The following is a 25486-nucleotide window of genomic DNA, read 5'->3' as shown; positions in this document are numbered from 1 at the left end:
CTATCATAAAAGCCATACTAGATATAACCGGATAACAAAATGAAGAAGGTAGTAATCGTTGGCGGCGGATCGGCCGGCTGGATGAGCGCCGCGTTTTTAGCGAAGGTGTTAGGCGCCAGTGTACAAATCACCTTGTTAGAGTCAAAGCAAATCGCCACCGTCGGTGTGGGCGAAGCCACTATTCCGCCCATCCAACTTTTTAACCAGCTGCTCGGCATATCGGAGCCCGATTTTATAGCGGCCACTCAGGCAACCTTTAAACTCGGTATACAGTTCGAGCATTGGGGAAAAATCAATGAGCGCTATATGCACGCTTTTGGTCCCACCGGTAAACAGATGGGCTTAACGCCATTTGTACACTACTGGCTCCGGGCTCGCGCCGAGGGCGATAACAGTGTACTGGGTGATTACTCTTTCAATTCTCTGGCAGCAAAAAAACAACGTTTTGGCCAAAGCACCAAAAAAGCCGGCCCCGGAAACCCAAGCTTAGTCTACGCTTACCACTTTGATGCCAGCGCCTACGCCCAGCTATTAAAAAAATACAGTCTGGCGCAAGGAGTTGTGCATTGCGAAGGAACACTTGCCGATGTTCAGATCAACGCACTTGATGGCAACATCCAAACACTAAAGCTCACCGATGGCCATACAATATCTGGTGATTTATTTATCGACTGCAGCGGCCAGCGCTCACTTTTGCTAGGTCAAGCGCTGAAAGTACCGTTTGAATCGTGGCAGCATTGGCTGCCCTGTAACCGGGCCGTTGCCATACAAAGCGATGCCCAGCTGGCTGCGCCTTTTACCCGCGCCATCGCCCATAGCAACGGTTGGCAGTGGCAAATACCACTGCAAAACCGTACCGGTAATGGCTTAGTATATGCCAGCGACTTCGGCAGCGACGCGCAAGCAATACGCACATTAGAGCAACACTTACCCGGCAACCCCATAACCGACCCTAACGTGTTGTCGTTTAAAGTGGGTCGCTACCGCGATCAGTGGCGCAACAACTGCGTTGCTATAGGCCTTGCCAGCGGCTTTCTAGAGCCACTGGAGTCGACCAGCTTACACATGGTGCAATCATCTTTGGTCCGTCTAGCAAAGCTTTTCCCTGCTCTAGAAATACTAGCCACAGATGTCGCAGAGTTCAATCGACAAGCAACGCTTGAGGCCGAGGGAATTCGAGATTTTATTATTCTTCACTACCGGCAAACACAACGGCAAGACTCTGACTTTTGGCGCAACATTCACTCCACGCCAGCGCCTGAGTCTCTGCAAGATCGGATAGATACATTTTTAGCGTCAGGATACCTAGCTCGGCGCAATGATGAGTTATTTGATGAAAACGCTTGGACGCAAGTACTTATAGGTCAGGGGCTTATCCCAAAACGCTACCATGTGTTGGCGGAACAGATGCCTAAAAGCGATTTAATCGTGTTTTTAAGATCATTGAGGCAGCAAGTCGACACCTTTAGCGAGACCTTAAGTTGTCATCAATCGTATGTTAAAAACCTCGTGGATAAAAAGGTCCGTAATTATGCCTAGCAAACACTCCGATGATATCAAAAAACACGCGATTCACCTGGTCATTGACGGTGGCATGTCGATAGGCGATGCCGCCGATAAACTGCGTATTGGTTCTCGCTCTATTTACAACTGGATTAATGAGCTGAAAAAATCGGAAGCGAGCACTAACGATCTACGCGAGTTTATTCATTTGCGTAACGAGCTACTAAAAGTGAAAGCGGAAAGAGATCTACTGCGCGATCTAGTATTGAAAATGGCGGCCAATAAAGACGAACCAAACGAGGTGAGGTTTTCGTAAACATCTATCCGTTGATCAAGTCGGCACGCCACTAAAAAAACAGCTTAAAGCTAACCCCAGTAATCACTGGGGTTAGCCTTCTGCTTATAGGCCAGTAACGCCTTCACCGTATTCTAGCAAAAAGTCCGGCCACGCGGTGGCAGGGCCAGCTACATTTTGCGCATTAACCCTTTCTAGGTAGGCGTTGCCAGTAGCGTTGGCCTCCAACACAGTACTACCAGTGCCATTGATATTAACGTCACCAATGTACAAACCTTCTACCCGTTTTTGCCAACTAATTAAAAACGCTTGGTAGGTGCTATCGACAATATCAGTATTGGTAATACGAATAGGAGCAGTGATATCCAATGAGTCCGCAAAGATCCAAATTGCCGGCAACTCAGTCTCCCAGTTGGGCTCATAGCCACCGGTGCGGATTAACTCGCAGTTATCAACAATAGTGGTTCCCGTCAGCGGCGTCGGGTTAAAACGCGTACCGATAGCGATACCAGCTGAGCCCGTTAGGGTGTCGCGAAAGATACTATTGCGCACTTGATTGGCTGTGCCGCCGTAGATACCCGCACCATTACCCAATAGCGGCGTTTGTACGGTATTGTTAATAAAAGCACTGCGGGTCACAGCTTCCCCCTGGGACCACATGGCTAGTGCATCGTCGCCGGTATTACGTATAACTGATTGGGTGATATGCGTATCTAAAATACCTTTGTTTAGATTTACACCATCGGCAAAAGTGTTGCGAATGCGCATCTGAGTTGCCAGCAAACCCTCCGTACCGCTGACTGTCCACAATCCGACTTTAGTGTGCTCGACCCAAACATTTTGAATCAGCGATCCCCGCCCAAAGTTGCCCTCAAACGCCGCGTGATCGGCTCCATCATTACGCTCAAAGGTTTCACCACTGACCATAAAGTGGGCCAGCGTAACGTTACCACCGGTGGCGTAAAAACCGCCTTTACCATCTTGCCCCGCAATAACTGAGTACCAAGGGCCAGCCCCGGTAACGGTGATATCGGCAACATTCACGCGATCACGCAATGTGAAAGTGCCCTGAGGCAACCATACGCCCGTACCGGCATTGCGCGCAGCAATAATCGTATTCAGCACACTGTCGTAATCATCGATACCGTCGTTGGCAACTGCGCCGTACTCGGTAACGGATATAAAACCGGGCGGTTTTGCACGCGGTGGCTCGAGCATTTCTAACTCGATTAAATCAATATCGTACCACTCGGCGTTGGAGTTACTATCGACCTGCAAACGCAAAGTGGTACCAGCTGGCAGCACCTGCGCAAACTTAACACGGGAGTCATCAAAATAACGCTGCGGGCTGCCCTGCGAAGGTTGGCTAACATAGGGATAGCTACCGTAAACCCAACTGTAGTAACTGGTCACTTCATGGTCTAGCAGTTTATTGCCATTTGCATACACGGCTATCGTTTGCGCCTGACCTACACCATCTAGGGTATCGGGAATTGAGGCCCGCAAAACCATAGCGTTGGCCGGCTGCGTCAACGTAATTTCTACATACTGACCCACTTGGTTTAAACGTACGGCTTTGCGACCTGAGGCCTCTGCCTCCATTTCGTGAAAGATCCGACTGGGGCCTCGTACACTGGCATTTGTTGAGCCCTCTTCGGCTTCGTAGGTTTGATACCCAACTGTTGCGCCCCGATCCGCCAAATCCGAGCCATCTTGCAGCGTAATGCGATCCAGCAAATAGCCGCCAGTGTTGTCGTCTAAAGCATGCAAACTTATCGTACCGACGCCACGACGCAACGGCATGTCGTACGCCAAGGTTTGTAGGCCGCTGGTAGGGGCCAGTTCGATCTCACCTGCCACTAAGCCATCAATACGCAACTGCGCCACTTTAGTATCGTTGGTGGGGTTGTCGTAATGAATACTCACCACTTGACGGCCGGTAGTGCCAGCATTCACCGTAAAAATTACCCGTGAGCCGGCTTGGTTACCCTGAGCCACAAATCCGGTGCCCGTAAAACCGCTAACATCGCTGCGCACTTCGGCACCGCCGCTAAAGAATCCGCGTTCGGCTTGATAGTCAGCCCCGCCCACCGGAGTTGTCGGCTCAATGGGATCAACCGGGTCAGGATCAGGTGGCGTCACTGGGTCGGGATCGTCCTCTCCTAAAAAGGTCACATCAACGGCATCAATATTTATGTTGCCCGAATCCGTGTTCGCAAAAAATAGTTCAACTTCTTGTTCACCACTGGCAAACCAACGATTAACCGTTACTTGCTGCCAGGTTGCCCATCCACCACTTGCAGGGAAGGACACTTGCGCGCTGGCGGGCGTGCCACCTAAAACACTCAAGGTTTGCGTGGTAGGTGTGCCATTGGCGTAACGAATGGTTAATGCATGATAGCCAGGCTCACTGATTGCCAACGTAAAACGCGCTCTTGCCAGGTTTTTATTGGCATCAATAAACCCGCCAACAAAACCTGTACCATTGTAGCCCCCATGCTCCGACTGCAAAGAGGTACCACCCGATAATGTCATAGCACCTGCGTCAACATTTCCCACTGAAACTGGCTCAGTGGGGTCAGGCTCTACCGGGTCCGGGTCAGCGATAATTTTTTGCAGTGCGATATTATCAATATTGACATTGCCAGTGTCCGTCGCGCCATAGCGAAAACTGGCTGGCTGTACACCTGCTACTAGCGACGCCGAAAAGCTAACCGTGCCATAATCACCCCATCCAGCGGTAGCGGGCAACGCGAGGGTTTGCGCCGCACCGTCAACCACAAACGTAATTGATCGGGCACTCCCCGTACCATTGGCATAGCGTAAGGTAAAACGGTAATCACCTGAATCTGCCAAGCTCACATTAAAATCTGCTTGGGCACTGCCTTGGTTTGCGTCGGTAAAACCACCTACATAACCGTCACCGGAGTAACCGTCGTGCTCCGCCTCAATGCGGGCACCACCGCTTAACCCCACATGCTCTAACTGCAACAGTGAGTCGACGGTTAACTCGCCATTGGTTACCACCGGCGCATTGCCCTCGATACTAAGCCGATCAAGGTTAACATTACCGCTGTTATCATTGTTAAAGCGTAAACTGACGATATGCGAGCCCGGATCTAATGCAATAGATTCACTTGCCGTTTTCCAATCGCCCCAATGAGCGCCAGCGTTAAAAGTGACCGTGCGCCAATAAGTGTCATCAAGATACATCGCAAGGGTTTTCGTCGATCCGGTACCATTGGCATAACGAATATTGGCGACATAATCACCCTCTTTTGGGGCGTCGACGATAAAGTCTACTGCCGCGCTACCACGCTCGCTATCGGTAAAACCGCCAAGAAACCCGGTCCCCGAAAAGCCATCGTGGTTATTCTCAACCCGCGCACCGCCGTAATATCCGGCGTTCTCTGCCTCGTAACTTGCCAAGGTTTCGGCGGTCGCCGACAAACCCTGTATCGCAGCTAACACACCCACTACTAAACTCGTTAACGCCAGCCTGCGGCTGGCTATCGTTGTTACATTACGCATATAAGATTCCAGTTATTATTGGTTTATGATCGTATTTATGGAGAGTCGCCTGAGACTGGTTTAACGGCCTACATATGACCGCTAACAAGCTCAAACAGCATCTTGGAGTGTAACGACAGGAAGAGCTTATTCAATGTTCGTGAAAACGTATTCAGAAGAGAGGTAATTCAAGGATTAACCGCACAAAAACACCTATACCGCGTCGGCTATTTTATCATTTGTTTTATATTGAATGTTAACAGCTAATAAAAAGTGATGAAAATCATAGGCATGACAATAAAATTATAACCAATGATACATTAATAGACGATGTCACACTTAGAAGCGAGCGTTGCAACGTATTTCTTGAATACGTATGCATAGGTTATTTCGCTAAATCACAGAAATGTCGACCGCCTCACAAAGCCAGAGTACCACTATAAAGAGACAGCACTTCAGCTCTGTGAGCGATGATTTACACGCTTGCGCATTCTAGGCGAAAACTAACCTCAGTAAAAACAAGAAAAAATTACAGGCCAAACACCATAGGCAACCAAGTCGACAATGCGGGCACACAAATAATAATCAACAGTGCGATAAACATAGCTAAATACAACGGTAGGAGCGGCGGTATCACTTTCGCCAATGACGTTTTACCAATACTACAGCCCACAAACAGTACGCTACCCACCGGTGGAGTACATAAACCAATAGATAAGTTTAGAATCATAATAATGCCAAAGTGAATTGGCGAGATGCCTAATGCCTCTACAATTGGCAAGAATATTGGAGTAAAAATTAACACCGCTGGTGTCATATCCAAAAACGTACCTACCAGCAGCAGCAAGATATTGATCATTAGAAGAACAATAATAGGGTTGTTGCTAAAGCTCAAAAAGAAGTCGCTAATAGATTGCGGAATATTCTCATACGACAAAACCCAAGACATCGCTGACGAGGCCGCAATAAGCAACATAACGATAGCCGTCGTACAAACAGATTTATTCAAAACGCCTGATAGATCTTTTATTTTTACTTCTTTGTAAATCAGAGTAGACAACACAAACGAGTAAAGAACGGCAATGGCGCCCGCTTCCGTTGGCGTGAAATAGCCAGATACAATACCGCCAATAACCAACAATACTAGAAATAAACTCGGGATCGCATCGAGCGTCTTTTTAAGCAGTTCGCCCGACTGTTTTTCCGAGGCGATACCATAGCCTTTGGCTTTAGCGTAAATTGCGCTTGCAATCATTAAACACAAGGCAACGAGCAGGCCCGGAAGATAGCCGGCCAAAAACAAGGCCGCAATAGACACGCCGCCACTGGCCAGAGAATACACAATAAGAATATTACTGGGCGGGATCAACATACCCGTGGTGGAGGCCGTTACAGTTACGGCAGTAGAGAACTCCCGACTATAACCGTCTTTTTCCATCTCCGGTATAACAAAACCACCGATGGCAGAAGTGGCCGCAACAGCCGACCCCGAAATAGCGCCAAATAGTGTACAAGATAAGATATTTACAAAAGCCAAACCGCCAGGCAAACGCCCCACTAAAATTTTAGCAAATTCAATAAGCCGATGCGCAATACCACCTTGCCCCATTAGAAAACCAGACAAGATAAAAAAGGGAATCGCCAACAGTGCAAAGCTATCAACCCCAGCCGACATGCGCTGCGCCATGGTGGTTGTGGTTGAGACAAAGTCCAAACTTAACAACAGCGAGAAAAATCCCGACAGCGCAATAGCAATGCCTATTGGTACGTTAAGCAGTAGTAGCGCGACAAAGCTTGCGATTAGAATAACAACGGATATATCCATGGGCCTTCCACTAAATATTAGAGTAGTTTTTAAAGGATTCGGCTGAAAACAAAAGAAACAATACGCCACTTACGGGAATTGCAAGGTAGACAATACTGATAGGCAACCCCAAAGATGCAGAGGACTGGTCCAGATCCCAGGCAAGATACGCCAGAGAACTGCCACCGATCAGCAGTATGCAAACGCTAAATATCACGACAAACACTAGAATGGTTTTTACAATTTTATTCTGGGCGTCTGGCGAAAATTTTTCGACAAAATAATCCAACCCTAGATGAGCACCCTTTCTAAAAACATGAGCCGCACCAAGAAATGCTATCCAGATAAGAAAGAAGCGAGCTAACTCTTCTGTAAAAGAGCTTGGATTGTCAGTAAAAAATCTGGTAACCACCTGCCATGTCACATCTAAAACCAGACCAACCATAAGCGCACTGGTAAACACCTCTAAAAAGTAATCTACCCGATTACACACCTTAGCTAGAGACATTAGCGAACCTCTCGTATGTTGTTAAACAGTTTGCCATACTCGGAGCTTTCAATCGCCTCGTGAATCGGCTTAACACTCTCGACAAACGCACTTTTATCGGCCTCGATCACTTTTACACCGGCTTCTCGAACTGCCGCCAAAGACTCCTGACTTACCTTGTGCCAAAGTTTTCGCTCATAAGAAACCGAGTCACTCATTGCCTTAGCAACCCATTCGCGCTGTTGATCGTTAAGTCGGCCCCAGCTTTTTGTACCCGTAATCACCACATCGGGTATGGATGTATGCTCATCAAGAATTAAGTACTTGGCGACTTCATAGTGCTTTGAGAGATAAAAACTGGGAAGGTTGTTTTCTGCCCCATCAACCACACCTTGCTGCAGAGAGGTGTACAGCTCGCCCCAGGATATCGGCGTAGGTGCGCCGCCCATGCTTTTTACCATGGCCACGGCGGACGGGCTGTTCATCACCCGGATTTTCATGCCTTTTAAATCTGCGGGCGACTCGACGGGATTTTTAGTGGTGTAAAAACTTCGACTTCCCGCGTCGTAATAGCCCAGCCCTTGTATTCGGTAGGGCGTGCCCGAATCTAGCAGTTCTTTACCGATTGGCCCATTGAGCACTTTCCATAAATGCTCGCCATCACGAAACAAGTAAGGCGCGCTGAATATCTTCATTTTAGGAATAAAGGGCTCTAGAGAGCTGGCCGATACTTTGGTGAAATCGATACTGCCAATCTGAATCAGCTCAATTAGCTCACGTTCACTACCCAACTGGCCCGACGGGTATATTTGTACCTGCATCTCACCGCCGGAGTATTTCTCCAGCTGCTCGGCAAAGTACACCATCGAGAGGTGTACCGGATGTTTCGCATCCAAACCATGGGCTAGTTTTAGAACACGGACATCGTGGCTTTTACTGCAGGATGCGAGCGCCACAACCGTAAACGCCAATAGCGCTAATTTTATCATTATAGTTTTCACAAGTTTTATCTCAGTGTTTGATGTTTTCTCGTGCGACTATAGCGCCAGGCTGCTGTATCACGTAAGCCGCACAAGCCTGACCCGCAGCGATAGCGTCCGTCACAGACTTACCCATTGACTTAGCCGCCAGGTAGGCACCATTAAAGGAATCCCCTGCCGAGGTTGTATCAACCGGCTTTACTACGGTTTTTAACGGATGGTGCGAAAGCTCGCCAGCAATAAGCGAATAGCAGCCATTCTTGCCGTCTTTAATAACGACTTCGTTTACGCCCAATTGACGATAGTGCACGACACACTCATCTAGGTTGGAAAATCCAAATAACGCTTGCTCATCATCCAGACTGGGTAAAGCAATATCGACCATCGACAAAAGCGCCGTAATGGCCTCTCTTGCCCGTGAAGGAGATTCCCAGCCCTTTGCGCGATAATTAGTATCGAACGCTACCAATCCGCCGCCTGCGCGAAACTCGCGTAAGAAGTTGTATATTTTGGCGCGATCGTATTCACCAAACAGCGACAGAGTAATCCCGCTGAGGTAAAACATATCAACGTCACCCATCTCGGCAAACAGCTCAGGTTTTAGTTGGATAAGGTCTTTAACCGGTGCCGCCGAGCGCCAGTACTCAAAGCTGCGCTCGCCATGATCATCGGTATTAATGACGTATAGCCCGGGCACCTTACCCTCAAAACGGGTCACCAAACTCGTATCGACACCTTCACGGCGCCAACAATCGAGCAGATAGTCGCTGTATTGATCAGTGCCTAGCGCGGTTAGGTAGCGCACGTCTGCTCCTGCACGAGCCATATACACGGCCGCGTTTAGCGTATCGCCGCCATAGGCGAGGCGGTAATCACTGAGGTTAAGCTGAGATAGCTCCAGCATGCATTCGCCAAAGGTCACTATTTTATTTTTCATCAATTTATTTCACGCTCGCCACTTGTTCATTGGCCACAATTGGTAATGCCACCTTACCATGATACGATACAAACATACAAAAACAAAAACAAGGCTTTAATTTTGGTCAAACAGGTTCAATGATTGCGGTAACTTGGTTAATATATGCTACAAATCATAACCAGCTTCGCCAGGCACTGAGCTTTCGGTTCATGGCGATTATCGGATGCCTGGCAGCAGGCTTCTCCCAAATTTTCAGTGGGTTCGTACAGTGGAATTTCGCACGATTAAAACAGACCGTTTGTATATCAAAGTGGCCGAGCAGCTTTCTGGCTTGGTTAAAGACGGCACTCTCAAGCCTGGGGATAAATTCCCGCCCGAGCGTGACCTTGCAGAAAAGCTGGGCGTTAGCCGCCCGACGATTCGTGAGGCGATGATTGCCATGGAGCTATCCGGCATTATCGAAATTCGCACCGGCTCTGGTATTTATGTCTCTAACAAAAAGCCCAAGCTAGACACTGGCGATAAAGGTGTTGGCCCTTTTGAAATTCTGGAAATTCGCTACATTCTGGAAGCGGAAGCCTGCGCCTTAGCGGCCGCGCGGATTACAGACGAGCAAATCGCCCAGCTTAAAACAGCAGTGCGAGATATGGCCGAAGAGGAAAAGCACGAAGACGCCTCTGAAAAAGCCGACTGGACTTTCCACAAAATTATTGCCGATGCGAGCCAAAACAGTGCGATATCGGCCGTAGTTGATTGGCTGTGGGAGCTGCGCAACGAATCCGAGCTGAGCACGGCGTTTCTCGAGCGCTTAAGGCAAGAAGGCGTGCACCCTTCGATAGAAGATCACAAACGCATTGTCGAAGCACTAGAACAACGCAACCCAGAAAAAGCCCGCAACGCCATGCGAGTACACATCGACAACGCCTCAGAAGCGGCCTCAACTTACTTTGACCGGCCAAATTAATTTGGCCGGTCTGCCACCACTTAAGCCTTAACGCAAAGCCACTAGACTTAACCCGTAACCGCCTCGGTAATTGCTTTGTCTATGCCCATTGATGCGATATTTTTTACGTGCTTGATCAGCAAGCACTCGAACATCACATCGTCTTGAAGCTCCTCAGGAAACACTCCAGACTCAGCCATCAGGCTTTTTACCAGCTGCACGTCATCGTCAGCGTTCGCGGCTATAATACTCGACAGCCCTGCTAAGTTCGGATCACTCACCGGATAAGCGCTGCTTTGCTGGTAGCCCACCAGGTAGCGAATCCAGGCCGCAACAGACAGCGCGATCAGGTTTGGGGTTAAACCTTTTTTCCGCAGGTCAATCGCCGCGAAGAGCAACCGCTGCGGCAACTTTAACGAGCCATCGGTAGCCACTTGAGCATTGCGGTAGGGCACGTGCTTATTGGTAAAGCGCTCGACAATCGCCTTGCTGTACTCGAGCACATTAATTCCATCGGGCACCGTAAGCGACTGGCTTTGCTCATCGCGCATTAGCCGCTCGATAAACTCTTGCACCACCGATCTGGAAACCGTTTCGTGAATATACTCATCCCCCAGCAGCGACCCAATATAGGCGATAGACGAGTGGCTGCCATTAAGCATACGCAGTTTGAGCTTTTCATAGACCGAAACATCGGCCACCAATAGTGCGCCGGCCAACTCCCAGGCGGGCCTTGACCCCACAAAATTATCTTCGATAACCCACTGCCGATAGGGCTCACACAAAAGCGCGCCGTCATCGATCAGCCCTACCGCCTCCGAGACCGTATCGATGACTTGCTCTGTGGCGGCAGGCACAATTCTATCTACCATGGTGGAGCAAAACTTCACGTTATCGTCAATCCAGTCTCGCAAATCAACGTCAAGATTATCGGCAAAATCTTTGACAACGTTTTTAAGAATCTCGCCATTATCGGGCAAGTTATCGCAGCTAATAATGGTTAAACCGCCCAACCCCTTATTGCTACGCTTTTGCAACGCATGGGCTAAATACGCCGGCATAGTAGTGGCTTCGCCCGACCTAATATCGGCCATCACATCGGGGTTTAACTCGTCTAAACGCTGGTTTTTCTGACAATAGCCTTTCTCCGTCACCGTAATGGTGACAATCTTGGCCGACTCACTCGCTATTTGCTCAATCACGCTGCCAGCGTCTTCGCTACCCACTAAAATGTTCTCTAGGCAGGTGATGCAGCGCACGTTTTTCTCGGTCAAAGAGCGCTCCATTATCGTATACAGATAATCTTGTTTTTTTAAGGTATTGCGCACGCCGGGGCTGCGTAAGCTAACCCCGACGATCGACCAATCACTGTCGGCTTTTTCATTGGCAACTTGGGTATACAGTGCTTGGTGAGCTCGACTAAAAGCCCCAATACCAATATGCACAATTTTATGATCTGAGGTTTTTTTATCCCGTGGTAAGCTCGTAAAGTTCGGTTTAGCTTCTGCAAAGTTCACGAGATTTAAAGGCTTTTGTGGTTTCATAAATGGTACGCCTTTTTCGCTAAGTTGTAGGTTAGATCAACAGCCACCTCGTGCGCGTCTTGCAAACTCAGGCGCCCGGTTTTAACTAATCCGGCTAAAAAGGCACAGTCGCAGCGCCGGGCCACATCGTGCCGCGCCGGGATCGATAAAAACGCCCGGGTATCATCGTTAAAGCCGACGGTATTATAAAATCCTGCAGTTTCGGTCATTTGTTCGCGAAACCGCTTCATCCCCTCGGGGCTATCATGAAACCACCAAGCGGGGCCGGCTTTAAGGCTCGGGTAGTGACCGACCAACGGCGCAATCTCACGCGCGTAGTTAGTTTCATCCAACGTAAACAAAATGATCTCTAAGTTTTTGTGGTTACCTAACGTCGATAACAGCGGCCTAAGGTTATTCACAAATTCGGCTTTTACCGGAATATCCGCACCTTTGTCGCGACCAAAGTTTTCATGCACAGATTGGTTATGGTTTCTAAAACTGCCCGGATGAATTTGCATCACCAATCCATCATCAATACTCATTTTTGCCATCTCGGTCAGCATTTGCGCCCGAAACAACTCCGCCTCTGCGGCGCTAAAATCACCCGAACGCACCTTAGCGTAAAGTGCCGCAGCCTCTTGCTCGGATAAATCGGCCGTGGCTGGCGTCGGGTGCCCATGATCGCTTGAGGTAGCGCCGTGCTGCTTAAAGAACTCGCGTCTGACTCGCAGCGAATTTAAATAACCGCTATAGCTCGATACACTTTCACCGGTAAGACTTTCTAGCTGATCAATATTATCGTTAAAGCCTGCGTGCTCGGGATCGACCACATTGTCTGGCCGAAAGGCGGTAATCACTCGGCCACCCCACTCCGACTCGGCAATGGTGCGATGATGCTCAAGTGAGTCTAGTGGCGACTCAGTGGTCGCCAACAACTCAATATTAAACCGATCAAACAACTGACGCGGCTTAAAGCTGTCTTGCGCCAAGCACTCTAAAATTGTGTCGTAGTACAAATCGGAGGTTTTGTCCGACAGTACGACGTCCAGCGCAAAGACATTTTTGAATACATAATCCAACCACGTACGGCTAGGGGTTGCCCGAAACAAATAATAGTGGCTGGCAAACAGGCGCCATGCCTCGCGAGGGTCTACCGCCTTGCCGGCTCGGCCTATTCCCAGCTCGGCCAAATCCACACCCTGACTGTAAAGCATGCGAAACACGTAATGATCCGGTCTAACGAGCAGCTCGGTAGGATTCGAGAAATTAGCATTGCCCGAAAACCAGCTAGGATCGGTGTGACCGTGAGGGCTAATAATAGGCAGGTTATAGACGCTGTTGTACAGCTCGCGGGCAATAGCGCGCTCGCCCGGTTCAGTCGGAAACAACCGATCTTCATTTAAGACTAAGGGTGTATTCACTGATTACTCCAAATTCGCAAAGGCGCAAGCACGGCAAGTGACGTCGTATCGCCCAATAAATGGTATTACCACCTTGCCAATATACCTAGACAGAGCACTGTTTACAACAAATCGTCCTGCTCTTGCGAGCTTATAGCGCCCCTAACCGCCATCATCCCTGCCTAAGCGCCCCCTTAAATACGGCATTTTTTGTATAAAAAACATGCTTATCGCTCATTATGGCGACAACTTTATCCGCCAGAATGACCTCAACCGAAAACTGGTAGGGTTGTCTTACCAATATTTTTACTCTATGATTTGCTCAGATACTGTACGACCGGTTGCCAGCCAAGACCGGGCAATAACATCGTTAATCTTTGGGATAGATATTCAGTGACCAATCAAGACAGCTCTACCACGCCTCGCCGATCATTAATCATCGCCAACTGGAAACTCAACGGCGGTATTGATCTTATGTGTAACTCAATTGCGTCATTGGTAGGTAAAGAGTTTGATACTGATATCGCCGTCTGTCCGCCCTACATCTATATAAGGGACATGCTTAGCTTGCTGCACCACTCCGAGGTAAAAATCGGCAGCCAAAACGTGAGCAAGTTTGAATCCGGCGCTTATACCGGAGAAACCTCTGCCGAGATGCTTAAAAAAGTTGGCTGCTCCCTTTGCCTTATTGGCCACAGCGAGCGGCGCCAAATGTTTCGCGAGAACAACATCAGCTGCAACATCAAAGTTAAAAATGCACTGACCCACGGGTTAATACCCGTGCTTTGTATAGGTGAAAACTTAGAAGAAAAAGATGCGGGAATCACCAAAGACATTATCTTTCGGCAATTAGACGAAGGATTAAACGCGATAGACACAACCACCGGCGAGCTATGCGTTGCCTACGAGCCAATCTGGGCGATAGGCACAGGAAAGTCAGCAGTACCCGACGAAGCGCAAAGCGTGCATAAATTTATTCGTGAGTGTATTACCGAAAAGTTCGGCAATGACTTTGCGCAGAGAACCAGAATTCTCTACGGCGGCAGCGTTAGCCGCGAGAACGCCTGTGAACTTTTGGATAAAGCGGATATTGACGGCCTGCTGGTAGGCGGCGCCAGTTTGGATCCAGCGCATTTTTTGCAGATCTGCACACAATGCGAATTAAAATAACTATCACGGAGTAGCTATGAACACAGCAGTAAAAAACATAAAACCTGGCGTTGTCAGTGGTGCTGATGCCGACAGCATTTACAATGACGCGTTAACCCGTGGTTATGCCCTGCCCGCGGTTAACGTGGTTGGCACCAATTCGGTTAATGCCGTCCTCGAGTGCGCTAAAGCGGTAAATTCGCCGGTTATTATTCAGCTCTCTAACGGCGGTGCGGCATTCTTTATTGGCAAAGGCGTAGGCGCCGATGCCATAGAGAACTCGGTGCGTGGCTCTATTGCGGCTGCGGCTTATATTGATATCGCGGCAAAATTTTACGGCGTTCCCGTTATATTGCATACCGATCACGCCGCTAAAAAATTACTGCCTTGGATTGACGGGCTTATCGATGCCAACCAGAAGAGTTTGACCGATACCGGCCGCACTTTATTTAGCTCGCACATGCTTGATCTATCGGAAGAGCCGCTGGCCGAGAACATTACCACCTCGGCACAGTACTACAAAAAACTGCACAACTTAGGCATGGGTATCGAGATCGAGCTGGGGTGTACCGGCGGTGAAGAAGATGGCGTCGACAATAGCGATATGGACAGCAGCCAACTCTACACGCAACCCGATGAAGTCGCACAGGCCTACCATGTGTTATCGAGCATTGGCCCTAACGTTAATATCGCGGCCGCATTCGGTAACGTTCACGGTGTGTATATGCCCGGCAACGTGCAACTGCAACCCGAGATACTGAAAAATTCACGCGATTATTTACGCGATCTGCAAGGTACTGCCATTAATCCACCGCTGCGATACGTTTTTCACGGTGGCTCTGGCTCTTCGTTGACGGATATTCAAGAGGCCATTAGCTATGGCGTCGTAAAAATGAATATCGATACCGATACCCAGTGGGCAAGCTGGCAAGGGGTATTTAATTACTACAGTGAAAACTCGGGTTATCTTAAAGCGCAAATCGGTAATCCTGAGGGCTCGCACAAACCCAATAAAAAGTTTTACGACCCTCGGGTATGGCTACGCAAAGCCGAAGTTTCTATGATCGATCGCTTAAAAACTACCTTCTCTGACCTTAATTGCTGCAATCGCTATGAATAGTCTACATTTTAAAAGCTTTGAGAATTTCTTACTCTCCAGTGCCATAGAGCTGGACTTGGCATCCGTCGTAAAAGATATCATCGCCGCCTGCGTGGATATCTCAGGGATTTTGTCTCACAGCACTATTGAGGGGCTTACCGGCTCGGTAGATCAACAAAACAGCTCTGGCGAGACGCAAAAACAGCTGGATGTGCTGAGCAACCAGATCTTAAAAGATAAATTGCGCCTGAATAAATCGGTGAAATTCATCGCCTCTGAGGAGGAGAATAACGTCGTTACGGCCGCTCCCGCGGGCGCCTATGCGGTTGCCTTTGACCCGCTGGACGGCTCAACTAACATCGATGTGAACGGCGCTGTGGGAACTATCTTCTCGATTTTACCTGCGCTGAATGACGGCCACCCAGAGGCCTCGTTTTTACAAAGTGGCAACCATCAATTGTGTGCCGGGTACGTGCTTTACGGCCCGGCGACGCAACTGGTGATTACCTTTGGCAAAGGCACTTATATCTTTACCTTACAAGCCGAGGCCAACATGTTTATGCTGACCGATGCAAAGGTCACCATCGCTAAACAAACCTCTGAGTTTTCCCTTAACATGGCGAATACCCGTTATTGGAAACGTGAATTTGGCAACTACGTACAGCACTTATTGGATGGCAGCGGCGGCCCTCGGCAAAAATCGTACAACATGCGCTGGACTGGTGCGATGGTGGCGGATATTCACCGCGTGATTTGTCGTGGTGGAATATTTTTGTATCCATCAGATAAAAGAGAAAAGGTAACATCGGGCAAACTTCGGCTTATTTACGAGGCCAGCCCGATGGCGCTAATTATTGAAAACTGTGGCGGCAGTGCCTTTGATGAACGCACCTCTTTATTAAGCATCGTACCAACGTCGCTGCACCAAAAGGTGCCCGTTATTGCCGGCTCAACCAATGAAGTACACACTTGCCTAAACTATATGGAGTAGCAAACTATCCGATACCGTTCGGCACCAATGATAACGCCACCCGCAGAGGGCAAGCCTGGCCTTCTGCGGGTGGCGCTGCTAAATCGCAACGTCCTTTTGCTCACGTCTATTGGCAAACACGCCAATTGCTGCGCAACAAAAACCACAAAAGGCAGCGCTGCCGCCATAATATAATCCTGCCAGGCTAGCGGTTATATCGCCCGAGACAAAAGCTACCGTAATCCCAATATAGGCACACACAAGCCCTACGCCAGCGCCCGCTAGCCCGTAATTCCGCCCCCGCTGCTGCAAGGCCAGCACCTCGGCCGCCGTGGTATCTACATCCAAGCTGCTGGCGCTAATGGCAAAAACGGCGGCTAGAGCCTTTTTGGACTCCAAAGAACAGCTACCTTCGTTCTCTATTCTTTGCACCGTACGTAAGCTAAGCCCTGAGACAGCGGCGAGCTGATCTTGTGACCAAGACCGATTGTTGCGAAGTTTTTTGATGAGATCTGTATTTATCATTTTCTCCATGCTCTTTTCCCTGTAGCGATTGATGTGAGCCCATCATCACCCGAACTAACAGGTTTTGGTTACGACAACTCAACGCCAATCGTACGACACTAGCCCAGTAAGCTGCGTAATCGTATCGCATTGACGAATACCACCACCGACCGAACACAGCACGGCATACGTGAGCCCACACCACAATGGCCTCCACCATTATGGTAAAAGCCGGGCCGGCATCAACCGCCTCTACTATCAAAGTGGCTTATTCAATGAAAAGCGACCGGCAATATTGCCCTCAAAGCCACTTTCTAGTATAAAATACAATTTAAATATAAAAACAACTGATCACAATAGCGAGAGCCCCATTGAAAACACCTACCTTACTTATCGCACTTACCTTAACCTTGGTCTGCACGGCTTGTGGCAGTAGCGGCGGCACCTCAAACCCTGCCAACAATGGCCTCAGTTCTAGCGCAGAACCCGCCGCAAGCGCCAGCTCAGAATCATCTACCGTTGCCAGCTCCGAGTCAGCCAGCTCAATCGCCTCATCAGATGACTCCTCTAGCTCAGACGCTAACGCCTCTCTCACCAGCGTCGCACTCACCCAAAAAATGGGCGCAGGCTGGAACCTCGGCAACACACTCGAAGCCATTGGCAGCGAAACCGCCTGGGGTAACCCCGAAGCATCGCAAAAGCTGATAAACGCGGTAAAGGCTGCCGGCTTCGATACCATCCGCCTACCCGTCGCCTGGAGCCGGTTCTCAGATGAAGCCAACTTTATTATTGAACCAAGCTGGATGGACCGAGTAGAACAGGTGGTTAACTACGCCCTCAATGCCGATATGTATGTACTGCTTAACATTCACTGGGACGGCGGCTGGATGCAACCGACCTACGCCGAGCAAGAGTACGTCAATGAGCGACTCGCCATCATGTGGGCCCAGATTGCCAACCGCTTTAACGACTACGACAAACGTCTACTCTTTGCCGGCACCAACGAAGTCCTGGTAGAGGGCGATTACGGCACTCCAACTGAGGAGTACTACACCGTACAAAATGGCTTTAACCAAGTGTTTGTCGATACCGTCCGCGCTACCGGCGGCAACAATGCCTCGCGCTTTTTAGTCGTGCAGGGTTTTAACACCAACATCGACCACACGATAAACTTTGCCGTTATGCCAACCGACCCAGCCCATGATAAGCTGCTGATGGAAGTGCACTACTACGACCCGTTTAACTTCACCTTAAATGAAGATAGCACTATCACCCAATGGGGCAGCACGGCCACTGACCCGGCCAAAGCCGAGAGCTGGGCGCACGAGGATTTTCTTAACGCGCAAATGCAAAAGATGCAGGATAAATTCGTCGCCAATGGCATTGGCGTTATTCTGGGCGAGTACGGTGCCATCCGCCGCGAGCAAATCACCGGCCACGAGGCTTACCGTATCGAATGGAACAAAGCGGTAACCGAGTCGGCCCTCGCTCATCAAATCGTTCCCGTGTACTGGGACAACGGCGTGACGGGTAACCACAGCATGGGGCTGTTTAATCGGGCAACCGGTGAGCAGGTTTATCCAGAGCTGATTGAGGCGATAACTAACGCGGCGGAATAAAACCCTATTACCCACCCTCACAAAAAAAGGCGAGCCACTTAAGGTCGCCTTTTTTGTGAGGGTAGCCGTATTTATGGTACGAGCCGCCTACAGCAAAAAACTCAACACTAGCACCACGGTAACACCTACCAAGCCCAAAATGGTTTCCAGTACAGTCCAAGAGGCGAGCGTTTGCTTCTCGGTTAGGCCCATATACTGTTTTACCAGCCAGAAGCCGGAATCATTTACGTGAGACAGCACCGTCGCCCCGCAGGCAATGGCGATCACCACACAAGCTACCACCGGCTCGGAATAACTACCGGCCTGCACCAGCGGGGCGATCAATCCAGCAGCGGTTACCATCGAGACGGTTGCCGAGCCCTGCGAAACCCGAACCACCGTGGCAATCAAGAAGGCAAACAGCACCACTGGCAGGTTAGAGCCGCTCATCGCCTCTACCAGCGCATCGCCCACTCCGGCAGTAATCAGTACTTTGCCAAACACCCCGCCGGCTCCGGTAAGCAATATGATCATACCCACCGGCTCCATCGAGCGGGTGGCCACGCGCTGGATTTCATCGCGGCTAAAACCCAGCCGGGTACCCAAAAAATAGAACGCCAACAAAGTCGCCGTCAGTAAAGCCGTAAAAGGGTGGCCGACAAAAGCCATAACGTCCACCAACGGATGCTCCTCGGCCAGCCAAACCTTGGAGGCGGTGTTAAGCAAAATCATCGCGAGCGGCACCAGAATAATACTCAGCACCAGCGCAAAGCCCGGCTGGGGCCTGTCCGATTGACCCTGTGACTCAAGCTGCTCGTGAGCAAACTCGGGCAAGGGCACGTGGATGCGCCCACCGATAAAACGCCCAAACACAATACCGCCGACAATCGCAGCGGGGATGCCCGCCATCAGACCAATCAGTATCACCCAACCCAGATCCGCGCCCAACAGAGAGGCCACCGCCACCGGCCCCGGCGTGGGCGGAATAAACGAGTGAGCCACCGCAATACCCGCCACCAGCGGAATGCCGTATAACAACAAAGATTTACCCGTGCGCCGGGCCAAGCTGTAAACCAGCGGGATAAACAGGATCAGCGCGACCTCAAAGAACACCGGTATCGCCACAATCAGCCCCAGCGCCATCAGCGCCCAGGGCGCTCGCTCGGTACCGGCCTTCCGAGTCAGGGTATTGGCAATTTGCTGCGCCCCACCCGAGACCTGCAAAATCTCACCAATCATGGTCCCCAAGCCAATCACAATGGCAATATAACCCAGAGTACCGCCCATACCCTGTTGAATAACACCGGTCACCTCCGCCAAAGGCACACCACCGGCGATGGCCACCGCCATACTCACCAGCAGCAGAGCGACAAAAGCTTGCAAGCGTAAAACAATAATCAAAAACAGCAGCAAGGCGATGCTGGCGACGGTCATCGAGAGTAAATAGGTAACAGACATGTTTTTATTATCTCCGGCGTTTCTATGGGCCGCTGATGGATCATGTTTATATTCTACGACATTAACAGGTCGTGCGAGACACCCACAAGCTTGCCTAGCCCACTCGTATCCGAGACCGAGCGGTCACTAATAGTAAAAAGCCCAGCACTTGTGCTGGGCTTTTCGTTTACTGGCCGTCTCCGGGCGTCAAAGTTCGTTGAGCGATATCCTCTTCTGATTTTTCCTGCCAAACCGGCCAATAGTCTTCGTATTTCTTATCCACGCTATCAGCATTGTTTAAAAACCACAATCTCGCTTTATCAGAATTATTAACGAGCGTAGTACTCTCCTTCCATTTATCAAATTCTGACATCGTCGTGTTGTACTTTGCAGCAGAGTCAGCCTTTATTGGCCACATTGAAAACCTAGCCTTCCAGGCACCCATGCGCGGAGTGACGATACTAAAATAATTTTTACCCGGTGCCAGATCGGCCTCCATAAAGTCCGCGGCTTCCGACACCACCATAAACACCCGTTCACCCGGCTGGGTGTCATAGGCCACCTTAGTGCCATTGGCCATAATACCAATAAACCTAACCTCATCACCGGTCACATCATACAGTGAGGCATTAATAGCACTACCGACAAAACTGGATCGCATAAATATAACTTGGGCTTGCCCCTCTTTAGGTGGTGCTAGCTGCTGCGTGTCAGATACCGTCATGGGGTTTGAGGCGCAACCGGTAGCTAATACCGCTACGAGCAATAAAACACTTCTAATAAACACAGCACGTCCTTTTTAGTTTTTGGGCAATATATAAAAAAACAATCGGGTTACTGCCCACCACCCAACTGCCATACATTATTTTCATGGCTGGCCTGCCCCAATAGCTCAAGCGCACCCAATACCTGCACCACGGATTTTTCGGGTTTGCGTTTAAATTGTTCGGCCAGGGCCTGTTGAGTTTAGGGGCCGATGGCGAGCAGTTGTTGTACGGCTTTGACTTATTCGAGCATGTTTTTGGCAGGCTCGGGTTTATCTAGGCCCAGCAACTCGCACAGCTCGGTGAGAGATGCCTGACTGTTGAATTTCTCGATGCCGCGAATACTTTGCCAACGGGTAATAAAAGCATCTGTGACGTCTGGCGTAGCTAAGGGTTAGCAGTCCGGCTCGGGGTACATGGCAGCCCGATTTGTTGGTGAAGGCTGTGGTCAATGATGGCAATATGTAGGATATTGCGCCACCACTCACCATGGGGCTTTGTAGCGCTGGCACTACAAAGCCCCTTGCAAAAAAAACAGTTTTATTATAAAAGCACAAAGATTATTGAATTTTATGCCAAAAGCAGCCTAATATTGATCATTTCTTCTTGGGTGATTATATGAATAATAAATTGGGGCTAGGCAGCTTGGGGGCGTTATTCGCCATGCCGGCTTTTTCACAAAGTATCTCTACCGGTAGCGGTACGGCTACAAGCTTGCCAGTAGATAGCCCCTTAGCATTGGGGTTGCTAACCCTATGTATTTGCATGGGTGCTTATTGGTTTTTAAGAAAAAATCGAATTCTGGCGATGACGCTACCGTTACTAATGGCGACTATTGTGTTCTCACAAAGCTCTGAGCTACGCGCCGGATTAGGCAATGTTTTTACTAAATCGGCCGGTGAAACCCTGCCAATACCTATTATTCAACTATTCGCGGGCAGCAATATTGCTAGTTTTGTCCCGGCCGATTTTAGCAACGCCAGTGGCACCAGCTTAACCATTCGTAGTATTGATATGCCGGTGTATGACGAGTGTTTTACTAGCGAGATAAGTAATAACTGGCTATCCCCCATACTGCCGCCAGAAGATCCGCCTACCGCCTGCACGGTGGGCATGAGTTTAGCCAACGAGGATACATGTCGAGTGGATGTTGACACTCATTGCCGGTCATTAGTCGCATTACCGACTGTCAGCAGCATTACCCCTTTTGAGTTCGAGGCAGAAGTCCCCACGAACTTTACTATTAGTGGCACCGGCCTATCTCGCGTTAACTCGATTAAGCTGGGTGATGTTAACGTAAGTATTTTTACTATTGTCAGCGATACGAAAATCACCGGACAATCACCAAATTTTGGTGCGGCTATACCTTTTAATAAGACTGCCGATTTGACGTTGAATTCAGGCTTTGGCAATGTCACACTAAGTGATGGTGTTCGCTTATTTAGCAACTTCCAAATCTTCTTGCCGCCAATCGGACCTTTTTAGTTTTTATTATGAGCTAATTACTGAGGCGCACGATTGTATCGTGCGCCTTTTTTGTGGGCGAGCTTAACGACTTTTTTTTGGGCGCAATCGTAGTGCCCCGCGTCGGTGCACGGTACGCCAGATAAGAACACAGCGTTTAGCTTTAACAGAAAGGCGAGCAGCCTTGTTAGCGTTATCGAGTCTAGCACCGAATTATTGATTCATATGTTTACGTATCAAAAGCACCAACTCATTCGCTAACAACTGATAGCCATACTCGTTGGGGTGGAGTAAGTCGGGCATAATTTCTTTTGAAAGGTTGCCGTCTTTATCCAAAAACACACTGTTAAGGTCGACAAAAAACACTCGCTCATCATCGGCGAAGTTGCGTAGCCGCGCATTGGCTAACGTGTTATTGCGTCGGGCGTAATCATCGGCGGTGGCGCCGCGTGGGAATATCGCCAGCATGAGGACTTTGGTATCGGGCAAGCGGCGCTGTAGCTCGGTAAGAATTTGCTCGACGCCACGGGCGATGGCGATAGGTTCATCTTGACGATGACCGGTGTTGTTGGTGCCGATCATTAGTACGATCAGCTCCGGGTCAATATCTGCCACTTCACCGTGTTGTAAACGCCATAGGACGTTCTCGGTACGATCGCCGCTAAAGCCTAAGTTTAAACTGGGCCACTCGGCAAAGGCTTGCTGATAGACGGGCTTGCCCGACTCCTCCCAACCCTGAGTAATAGAGTCGCCGATAAACACTAACTGCGGATCGCTTGCGGACGCGACTTTTAATTTTTGCTCATGCCGCGGTATCCACCAGCTTTTGGCCCAGTGCTCCGCCAACGGCGCCGGTGTTACCGATGCGGTTTGGTAGTCGGGGCAATTAAAAACGATATCGACTTGAGGCGTGCGCGTCTCTATACGCACATCGCTCAGCGTTAGCTGGCCGGTACCACCCGTGGCGAAGCGCAGTGGTGTGCGCTCGGCAAACAAGGTGTCGTTTTCGCGCACAAGGCACGACATTGGCACCGCCACCGTTTGTGGCCCCTGCTTAATGAGTGGCACGACTTGATCGGTTAACGATACTCGGCGCTCGCAACCTCCGCCACACAAACGCGCAAAATCAAAGCCGGCGTTGTCAAACTGCTCAAGGTGTAAATCAAACACATAGGCACCGTGGCGGTAAGCGGACAAATTTTTCGGCGCTGAGAATTCAATTTCAAACCCGGTCCACCAGCTATCGTGCCAGCTTACCTCGATACCAGCGGGCGACCTGTTAACGCTGATAGCGCGCGCGTCATCGCCCAACGTCAATGCGCCCGCTGCCATTGTTTCGCGCTCATCGTGGGTAAAGAGTGTTAGCCGCGTATCATCGCCAGACAATAAGTGCAGCGCATCCGGCTGAGTGTTTTGATTCACTGTGGAGCAGGCGGTTAAGGTCAACGTCGCCACACTTATTAGCAATGCTTTAAACATGCTGCTACCTTTTATTTAGAGCGCGGCCAACCGCTAGGGTGATGGCAAAACCGTCTGGGTTTGTTCGCCAAGCCCCGCCACACCCAAGCTAATTTTATCACCTACGTTTAAATACACTGGGGGCGTTTGCCCCAAGCCAACACCTGGCGGTGTACCGGTCGAGATAATATCACCCGGCTGCAAGCTCATAAACTGGCTCAAGTAAGACACTAACTTGGCCGGTCCAAACACCATATTTTTAGTGCTGGAGTTTTGATACATCTTACCGTTAACACTGAGCCAAATCCCTAAATCCAATGGATTTTCGAGTTCATCAGCGGTGACTAAATAAGGGCCGATAGGCCCAAAGGTATCGCAGCCTTTGCCTTTGTCCCACTGGCCACCACGCTCTAACTGAAAGCTGCGTTCGGACACATCGTGCACTACACAGTAACCGGCGATATACTCAGCCGCATCGGCTTCGTCCACGTAACTGGCCTCGCGGCCAATCACGATACCCATCTCCACTTCCCAATCGAGCTTATCTGAACCACGCGGTTTTACCACGCCATCGTTGGGGCCGGTTATAGCGCTGGTGGCTTTCATAAAAACCACCGGCTCTGCCGGTACTGCTTGGCCGGTCTCCTCGCAGTGATCGACATAGTTTAAGCCAATACAAATGAACTTACCTACACGGTTCACACAGGCGCCGATACGCTGCGCGTTGCTTACCACGGGCAGCGTTGCAATATCACAGGCTTTAATACGGGCGATACTATCGGGCGATAAACTATCGCCATCGATATCGCTCACCACTGAGGATAAATCGCGAATTTGTTGTTGGCTGTCGAGTAATCCCGGACGCTCTTTTCCCGGCTCACCAAAACGCAATAATTTCATAACTACACCTTGCTTTATAGGTAAATTTTTGCGGGCTGTTAGTTGCTCCAACCGCCGTCGATAATATTAATGGTGCCGGTGGTAAAGGCACTGTCGTCGCTCGCTAAGTATAAAGCCAGCTTGGCAATCTCATCGGCCCGGCCCATGCGCCCCATCGGTTGGCGCGCCACAAAAGCTTGGTAGGCCGAGTCGTAATCGCCAGTGGCGGCCAGGCGCTGCTCGAGCGAAGGTGTTTGTACGGTGCCGGGGCAAATGGCGTTAGCGCGAATACCCTCGGTTATAAAATCGGCGGCGACAGCTTTAGTCAGCCCAATTACGGCCGCTTTTGTCATGCCGTAGGCGCAGCGGTTGGGCGCGCCTTTGATAGAGCTGGCGACCGATGACATATTAATAATTGAGCCGCCGCCGGCGCTGCGCATGCCCGGCAAAAACGCTCGTATGGTGTAGTACATCGAGTTGATATTGATATCAATCGAGCGCTGCCATTCGCCCGGCTCGCAATCAAGAATACTACCCGAGTGTACGTAACCGGCGCAGTTAAACAAAATATCTATTCCCCCAAGCTCGGTAGCCAGCGCGCTTACGGCGGCACTATCGGTCACGTCCAGCTGGTGGGTCTCGCAATCGAGGTTTGCTAACGCATCGCCGTTGATGTCGGTGGCGATCACCCGTGCGCCCTCGGCCATAAACTGCAGCGCGGTAGCGCGGCCAATACCTTGGCCTGCGGCGGTCACCAACGCGGTTTTATTGTTTAATCTCGCCATAGTTTTATCAGC

21 protein-coding genes are annotated in these 25486 nt (G+C 50.0%); 8 read left to right on the top strand and 13 right to left on the bottom strand.

Features of this window, described 5'->3' with window-relative positions:
• Nucleotides 1–39 precede the first annotated feature (39 nt).
• On the top strand, nt 40–1539 hold the full coding sequence (locus ACGHAD_RS00640) for a tryptophan halogenase family protein (RefSeq protein ID WP_382414007.1): 1500 nt from the start codon (nt 40–42) through the stop codon (nt 1537–1539).
• The gene (locus ACGHAD_RS00635) at nt 1532–1819 is read left to right on the top strand and encodes a transposase (protein ID WP_339617365.1); all 288 of its coding nucleotides are present in this window, start codon (nt 1532–1534) and stop codon (nt 1817–1819) included. Before ACGHAD_RS00640 ends, ACGHAD_RS00635 begins: the two co-directional genes overlap by 8 nt.
• A gap of 84 nt (nt 1820–1903) precedes the next feature.
• On the opposite strand, the gene ACGHAD_RS00630 is transcribed toward ACGHAD_RS00635, so the two are convergent.
• From ACGHAD_RS00630 to ACGHAD_RS00610, 5 genes are all read right to left on the bottom strand, one after another.
• Nucleotides 1904–5329, bottom strand: a complete 3426-nt coding sequence (locus ACGHAD_RS00630) for a CBM35 domain-containing protein (protein ID WP_382414005.1) — start codon at nt 5327–5329, stop codon at nt 1904–1906.
• A 508-nt stretch (nt 5330–5837) separates the two neighbouring features.
• On the bottom strand, nt 5838–7133 hold the full coding sequence (locus tag ACGHAD_RS00625) for a TRAP transporter large permease (RefSeq protein WP_339617363.1): 1296 nt from the start codon (nt 7131–7133) through the stop codon (nt 5838–5840).
• Nucleotides 7134–7143: 10 nt separating this feature from the next.
• Entirely contained in the window at nt 7144–7620 is a 477-nt protein-coding gene (locus tag ACGHAD_RS00620; RefSeq protein WP_339617362.1) for a TRAP transporter small permease, read from the bottom strand.
• Nucleotides 7620–8588: a TRAP transporter substrate-binding protein gene (locus ACGHAD_RS00615; RefSeq protein WP_339617361.1), complete on the bottom strand. Its 969-nt coding sequence runs from the start codon at nt 8586–8588 to the stop codon at nt 7620–7622. Before ACGHAD_RS00615 ends, ACGHAD_RS00620 begins: the two co-directional genes overlap by 1 nt.
• A 22-nt stretch (nt 8589–8610) precedes the next feature.
• Nucleotides 8611–9516: a sugar kinase gene (locus ACGHAD_RS00610; RefSeq protein WP_382414002.1), complete on the bottom strand. Its 906-nt coding sequence runs from the start codon at nt 9514–9516 to the stop codon at nt 8611–8613.
• 250 nt (nt 9517–9766) lie between these two features.
• On the opposite strand from ACGHAD_RS00610, the gene ACGHAD_RS00605 reads away from it, so the two are divergent.
• Entirely contained in the window at nt 9767–10462 is a 696-nt protein-coding gene (locus ACGHAD_RS00605) for a FadR/GntR family transcriptional regulator (RefSeq protein WP_339617359.1), read from the top strand.
• A gap of 47 nt (nt 10463–10509) precedes the next feature.
• Here the strand turns inward: ACGHAD_RS00605 and ACGHAD_RS00600 are convergent, their stop codons facing one another.
• The gene (locus ACGHAD_RS00600) at nt 10510–11985 is read right to left on the bottom strand and encodes a mannitol dehydrogenase family protein (RefSeq protein ID WP_382413999.1); all 1476 of its coding nucleotides are present in this window, start codon (nt 11983–11985) and stop codon (nt 10510–10512) included.
• Nucleotides 11982–13388, bottom strand: a complete 1407-nt coding sequence (uxaC, locus tag ACGHAD_RS00595) for a glucuronate isomerase (RefSeq protein WP_382413997.1) — start codon at nt 13386–13388, stop codon at nt 11982–11984. Before uxaC ends, ACGHAD_RS00600 begins: the two co-directional genes overlap by 4 nt.
• 372 nt (nt 13389–13760) lie before the next feature.
• Here uxaC and tpiA point away from each other — a divergent pair, with 372 nt between their 5' ends.
• From tpiA to ACGHAD_RS00580, 3 genes are read left to right on the top strand one after another with little or no spacing between them, the layout of a single operon-like run.
• Entirely contained in the window at nt 13761–14537 is a 777-nt protein-coding gene (tpiA, locus tag ACGHAD_RS00590) for a triose-phosphate isomerase (protein ID WP_339617356.1), read from the top strand.
• A gap of 16 nt (nt 14538–14553) precedes the next feature.
• Entirely contained in the window at nt 14554–15636 is a 1083-nt protein-coding gene (fbaA, locus tag ACGHAD_RS00585) for a class II fructose-bisphosphate aldolase (protein WP_382413994.1), read from the top strand.
• Nucleotides 15629–16606 (top strand): class 1 fructose-bisphosphatase, encoded by a 978-nt coding sequence (locus ACGHAD_RS00580; protein WP_382413992.1) that lies wholly within the window; start codon nt 15629–15631, stop codon nt 16604–16606. The genes fbaA and ACGHAD_RS00580 overlap by 8 nt, the downstream gene beginning before the upstream one ends.
• A 78-nt stretch (nt 16607–16684) precedes the next feature.
• On the opposite strand, the gene ACGHAD_RS00575 is transcribed toward ACGHAD_RS00580, so the two are convergent.
• Nucleotides 16685–17119: a helix-turn-helix transcriptional regulator gene (locus tag ACGHAD_RS00575; protein WP_382413990.1), complete on the bottom strand. Its 435-nt coding sequence runs from the start codon at nt 17117–17119 to the stop codon at nt 16685–16687.
• 341 nt (nt 17120–17460) lie between these two features.
• Here ACGHAD_RS00575 and ACGHAD_RS00570 point away from each other — a divergent pair, with 341 nt between their 5' ends.
• Complete coding sequence (locus ACGHAD_RS00570) at nt 17461–18708, top strand: glycoside hydrolase family 5 protein (RefSeq protein ID WP_382413988.1); 1248 nt, start codon at nt 17461–17463, stop codon at nt 18706–18708.
• 87 nt (nt 18709–18795) lie between these two features.
• On the opposite strand, the gene ACGHAD_RS00565 is transcribed toward ACGHAD_RS00570, so the two are convergent.
• Nucleotides 18796–20145 (bottom strand): GntP family permease, encoded by a 1350-nt coding sequence (locus ACGHAD_RS00565; RefSeq protein WP_382413986.1) that lies wholly within the window; start codon nt 20143–20145, stop codon nt 18796–18798.
• Nucleotides 20146–20311: 166 nt separating this feature from the next.
• Nucleotides 20312–20848 (bottom strand): hypothetical protein, encoded by a 537-nt coding sequence (locus tag ACGHAD_RS00560; protein ID WP_382413984.1) that lies wholly within the window; start codon nt 20846–20848, stop codon nt 20312–20314.
• A gap of 658 nt (nt 20849–21506) precedes the next feature.
• On the opposite strand from ACGHAD_RS00560, the gene ACGHAD_RS00555 reads away from it, so the two are divergent.
• Nucleotides 21507–22373, top strand: a complete 867-nt coding sequence (locus ACGHAD_RS00555) for a midcut-by-XrtH protein (RefSeq protein ID WP_382413982.1) — start codon at nt 21507–21509, stop codon at nt 22371–22373.
• Nucleotides 22374–22565: 192 nt separating this feature from the next.
• Here ACGHAD_RS00555 and ACGHAD_RS00550 read toward each other — a convergent pair whose 3' ends face one another.
• Genes ACGHAD_RS00550 through ACGHAD_RS00540 form a run of 3 tightly spaced genes read right to left on the bottom strand, consistent with a single transcriptional unit; the run spans nt 22566 to nt 25474 of the window.
• Entirely contained in the window at nt 22566–23831 is a 1266-nt protein-coding gene (locus tag ACGHAD_RS00550; RefSeq protein WP_382413980.1) for a GDSL-type esterase/lipase family protein, read from the bottom strand.
• Between the two features lie 33 nt (nt 23832–23864).
• Entirely contained in the window at nt 23865–24710 is an 846-nt protein-coding gene (locus ACGHAD_RS00545) for a fumarylacetoacetate hydrolase family protein (RefSeq protein WP_339617347.1), read from the bottom strand.
• Nucleotides 24711–24748: 38 nt separating this feature from the next.
• The gene (locus ACGHAD_RS00540) at nt 24749–25474 is read right to left on the bottom strand and encodes an SDR family oxidoreductase (RefSeq protein ID WP_382413977.1); all 726 of its coding nucleotides are present in this window, start codon (nt 25472–25474) and stop codon (nt 24749–24751) included.
• Nucleotides 25475–25486 lie beyond the last annotated feature (12 nt).

This window comes from Gilvimarinus japonicus (assembly GCF_042847215.1).
GTDB classification, from domain to species: domain Bacteria; phylum Pseudomonadota; class Gammaproteobacteria; order Pseudomonadales; family Cellvibrionaceae; genus Gilvimarinus; species Gilvimarinus japonicus.
The sequence above is the reverse complement of the archived record's forward strand: the minus strand, read 5'-3'. Positions and strand labels throughout refer to the sequence as shown.

What these genes read in the sequence shown, in the direction of transcription:
- ACGHAD_RS00550 (WP_382413980.1), bottom strand. Translation starts at nt 23,831, where the DNA reads ATGTTTAAAGCATTGCTAATAAGTGTGGCGACGTTGACCTTAACCGCC.
- ACGHAD_RS00600 (WP_382413999.1), bottom strand. Translation starts at nt 11,985, where the DNA reads ATGAAACCACAAAAGCCTTTAAATCTCGTGAACTTTGCAGAAGCTAAA.
- ACGHAD_RS00560 (WP_382413984.1), bottom strand. Translation starts at nt 20,848, where the DNA reads ATGACGGTATCTGACACGCAGCAGCTAGCACCACCTAAAGAGGGGCAA.
- ACGHAD_RS00630 (WP_382414005.1), bottom strand. Translation starts at nt 5,329, where the DNA reads ATGCGTAATGTAACAACGATAGCCAGCCGCAGGCTGGCGTTAACGAGT.
- ACGHAD_RS00640 (WP_382414007.1), top strand. Translation starts at nt 40, where the DNA reads ATGAAGAAGGTAGTAATCGTTGGCGGCGGATCGGCCGGCTGGATGAGC.
- ACGHAD_RS00635 (WP_339617365.1), top strand. Translation starts at nt 1,532, where the DNA reads ATGCCTAGCAAACACTCCGATGATATCAAAAAACACGCGATTCACCTG.
- ACGHAD_RS00565 (WP_382413986.1), bottom strand. Translation starts at nt 20,145, where the DNA reads ATGTCTGTTACCTATTTACTCTCGATGACCGTCGCCAGCATCGCCTTG.
- ACGHAD_RS00575 (WP_382413990.1), bottom strand. Translation starts at nt 17,119, where the DNA reads ATGGAGAAAATGATAAATACAGATCTCATCAAAAAACTTCGCAACAAT.
- ACGHAD_RS00625 (WP_339617363.1), bottom strand. Translation starts at nt 7,133, where the DNA reads ATGGATATATCCGTTGTTATTCTAATCGCAAGCTTTGTCGCGCTACTA.
- ACGHAD_RS00580 (WP_382413992.1), top strand. Translation starts at nt 15,629, where the DNA reads ATGAATAGTCTACATTTTAAAAGCTTTGAGAATTTCTTACTCTCCAGT.
- ACGHAD_RS00620 (WP_339617362.1), bottom strand. Translation starts at nt 7,620, where the DNA reads ATGTCTCTAGCTAAGGTGTGTAATCGGGTAGATTACTTTTTAGAGGTG.
- ACGHAD_RS00610 (WP_382414002.1), bottom strand. Translation starts at nt 9,516, where the DNA reads ATGAAAAATAAAATAGTGACCTTTGGCGAATGCATGCTGGAGCTATCT.
- ACGHAD_RS00540 (WP_382413977.1), bottom strand. Translation starts at nt 25,474, where the DNA reads ATGGCGAGATTAAACAATAAAACCGCGTTGGTGACCGCCGCAGGCCAA.
- ACGHAD_RS00615 (WP_339617361.1), bottom strand. Translation starts at nt 8,588, where the DNA reads ATGATAAAATTAGCGCTATTGGCGTTTACGGTTGTGGCGCTCGCATCC.
- ACGHAD_RS00545 (WP_339617347.1), bottom strand. Translation starts at nt 24,710, where the DNA reads ATGAAATTATTGCGTTTTGGTGAGCCGGGAAAAGAGCGTCCGGGATTA.
- ACGHAD_RS00555 (WP_382413982.1), top strand. Translation starts at nt 21,507, where the DNA reads ATGAATAATAAATTGGGGCTAGGCAGCTTGGGGGCGTTATTCGCCATG.
- fbaA (WP_382413994.1), top strand. Translation starts at nt 14,554, where the DNA reads ATGAACACAGCAGTAAAAAACATAAAACCTGGCGTTGTCAGTGGTGCT.